The 3,411-nt window shown below is 55.9% G+C and carries 2 rRNA genes; both read right to left on the reverse strand.

The features are described from left to right. Positions 1-7: 7 nt before the first annotated feature. Positions 8-124: ribosomal RNA gene (gene rrf / locus BC793_RS48430) — 5S ribosomal RNA — on the reverse strand. A 114-nt stretch (positions 125-238) separates the two neighbouring features. Continuing rightward, positions 239-3,348: ribosomal RNA gene (locus BC793_RS48435) — 23S ribosomal RNA — on the reverse strand. Positions 3,349-3,411 lie beyond the last annotated feature (63 nt).

Genomic DNA, 3,411 nt, shown 5'->3' on the forward strand with positions numbered 1-3,411 from the left:
ACGTTGAGTCCGGCGGCGTCCTACTCTCCCACACCCTCCCGAGTGCAGTACCATCGGCGCTGGAGGGCTTAGCTACCGGGTTCGGAATGTAACCGGGCGTTTCCCCTCCGCTATGACCACCGAAACAGCCATCAGCGAAACACAACCAGCAACCAACTCATCCGAGATTTCCGGACTAAGATGGGTGGTTGTTCGTTTGCTGTGAATCACACAGTGGACGCAGAACATAAAATATAGGGTGGTTAAGCCCTCGGCCTATTAGTACCGGTCAACTCAACACGTTACCGTGCTTACATCTCCGGCCTATCAACCCAGTCGTCTAGCTGGGGGCCTTACCCACTCAAGGTGGTGGGATACCTCATCTCGAAGCAGGCTTCCCGCTTAGATGCTTTCAGCGGTTATCCCTTCCGAACGTAGCCAACCAGCCATGCTCCTGGCGGAACAACTGGCACACCAGAGGTTCGTCCGTCCCGGTCCTCTCGTACTAGGGACAGCCCTTCTCAAGTATCCAACGCGCACGGCGGATAGGGACCGAACTGTCTCACGACGTTCTAAACCCAGCTCGCGTACCGCTTTAATGGGCGAACAGCCCAACCCTTGGGACCTGCTACAGCCCCAGGATGCGACGAGCCGACATCGAGGTGCCAAACCATCCCGTCGATATGGACTCTTGGGGAAGATCAGCCTGTTATCCCCGGGGTACCTTTTATCCGTTGAGCGACACCGCTTCCACTCGCAAGTGCCGGATCACTAGTCCCGACTTTCGTCCCTGCTCGACCCGTCAGTCTCACAGTCAAGCTCCCTTGTGCACTTACACTCAACACCTGATTGCCAACCAGGCTGAGGGAACCTTTGGGCGCCTCCGTTACCCTTTAGGAGGCAACCGCCCCAGTTAAACTACCCACCAGACACTGTCCCTCGACCCGATCAGGGCCGCAAGTTAGATACCCAAACCCAACAGAGTGGTATTTCAACAATGCCTCCACCCGAACTGGCGTCCGAGCTTCACAGGCTCCCACCTATCCTACACAATTAAATTCGGATACCAATGTCAAGCTATAGTAAAGGTCCCGGGGTCTTTCCGTCCTGCCGCGCGTAACGAGCATCTTTACTCGTACTGCAATTTCGCCGGGCCTGTGGTTGAGACAGTGGGGAAGTCGTTACGCCATTCGTGCAGGTCGGAACTTACCCGACAAGGAATTTCGCTACCTTAGGATGGTTATAGTTACCACCGCCGTTTACTGGCGCTTAAGTTCTCCGCTTCGCCCCGAAGAGCTAACAGGTCCCCTTAACGTTCCAGCACCGGGCAGGCGTCAGTCCATATACATCGTCTTACGACTTGGCATGGACCTGTGTTTTTAGTAAACAGTCGCTTCCCCCTGCTCTCTGCGGCCATACCACGCTCCACCCGCAAGGGGCTTCACGCGTCCGGCCCCCCTTCTCCCTAAGTTACGGGGGCAATTTGCCGAGTTCCTTAACCACAGTTCACCCGTCGCCTCGGTATTCTCTACCTGACCACCTGTGTCGGTTTGGGGTACGGGCCGCTCAGAACATCGCTAGAGGCTTTTCTCGGCAGCATAGGATCAATGACTTCACCAGAACGGCTCGGCATCACGTCTCAGCCTCATGCACCGCGGATTTGCCTACGGTACGGCCTACACGCTTACCCCGGCACAACCACCGGCCGGGATCATCTACCTTCCTGCGTCACCCCATCGCTAAACTACTACCACCCAAGGTCCTAGTCTCCACGCTCTTTGACCCGAAGGTCGCCGGCGCTTCAAGTAGTTAGTACAGATGGGTTCGTCTTGGGCGCTCTTTTGCGGGTACGGGAATATCAACCCGTTATCCATCGACTACGCCTCTCGGCCTCGCCTTAGGCCCCGACTCACCCAGGGCGGATTAGCCTGGCCCTGGAACCCTTGGTCATCCGGCGGAAGGGGTTCTCACCCTTCATTCGCTACTCATGCCTGCATTCTCACTCGTGTAGCGTCCACGGCTGGATCACTCCGCCGCTTCACCCGCTACACGACGCTCCCCTACCCATCCACACACCTGCACACCAAGACCAAGTCCAGGCGCGGAGTTAATGTGTGAATGCCACAGCTTCGGCGGTGTGCTTGAGCCCCGCTACATTGTCGGCGCGGAACCACTTGACCAGTGAGCTATTACGCACTCTTTAAAGGGTGGCTGCTTCTAAGCCAACCTCCTGGTTGTCCATGCGATCCCACATCCTTTTCCACTTAGCACACGCTTAGGGGCCTTAGCTGGCGATCTGGGCTGTTTCCCTCTCGACTACGAAGCTTATCCCCCGCAGTCTCACTGCCGCGCTCTCACTTACCGGCATTCGGAGTTTGGCTGATTTCAGTAAGCTTGTGGGCCCCCTAGACCATCCAGTGCTCTACCTCCGGCAAGAAACACGCGACGCTGCACCTAAATGCATTTCGGGGAGAACCAGCTATCACGGAGTTTGATTGGCCTTTCACCCCTAACCACAGGTCATCCCCCAACTTTTCAACGTTGGTGGGTTCGGTCCTCCACGCAGTCTTACCCACGCTTCAACCTGCCCATGGCTAGATCACTCCGCTTCGGGTCTAGAACATGCGACTAAAAACGCCCTATTAAGACTCGCTTTCGCTACGGCTACCCCACACGGGTTAACCTCGCCACATGCCACTAACTCGCAGGCTCATTCTTCAAAAGGCACGCCATCACCCCTAAAGGCTCTGACGGATTGTAGGCGAACGGTTTCAGGTACTATTTCACTCCCCTCCCGGGGTACTTTTCACCATTCCCTCACGGTACTTGTCCGCTATCGGTCACCAGGAAGTATTCAGCCTTACCAGGTGGTCCTGGCAGATTCACAGCAGATTCTAGGAGTCCGCTGCTACTCGGGAACACCACAAAGAGGTCATAGATTTTCGCTTACGGGGCTCTCACCCTCTACGGCCGGCTTTCCCACACCGTTCAACTAACCTATAACTTTGTAACTCTCCGACTGTCTGTCAGAACAATCAAGTGGGTCCCACAACCCCTCATACGCAACCCCTGACAGGTATCACACGCACAAGGTTTAGGCTACGTCCGCTTTCGCTCGCCACTACTCACGGAATCACGTTTGTTTTCTCTTCCTACGGGTACTGAGATGTTTCACTTCCCCGCGTTCCCCTCACATGCCCTATGAATTCAGGCATGGATGACACGACATGACTCGTGCCAGGTTTCCCCATTCGGACACCCTGGGATCACAGCTAGGTTGGCAGCTCCCCCAGGCCTATCGCGGCCTCCCACGTCCTTCATCGGCTCCTGGTGCCAAGGCATCCACCGTTCGCCCTTGACAACTTAACCACAAAAAACAAGATGCTCGCGTCCACTGTGCAATTCTCAACCAACGACCAACCCACAACCCGA

The sequence above is a fragment of the Actinoplanes xinjiangensis genome (assembly GCF_003148685.1).
Taxonomy (GTDB): Bacteria; Actinomycetota; Actinomycetes; order Mycobacteriales; family Micromonosporaceae; genus Actinoplanes; species Actinoplanes xinjiangensis.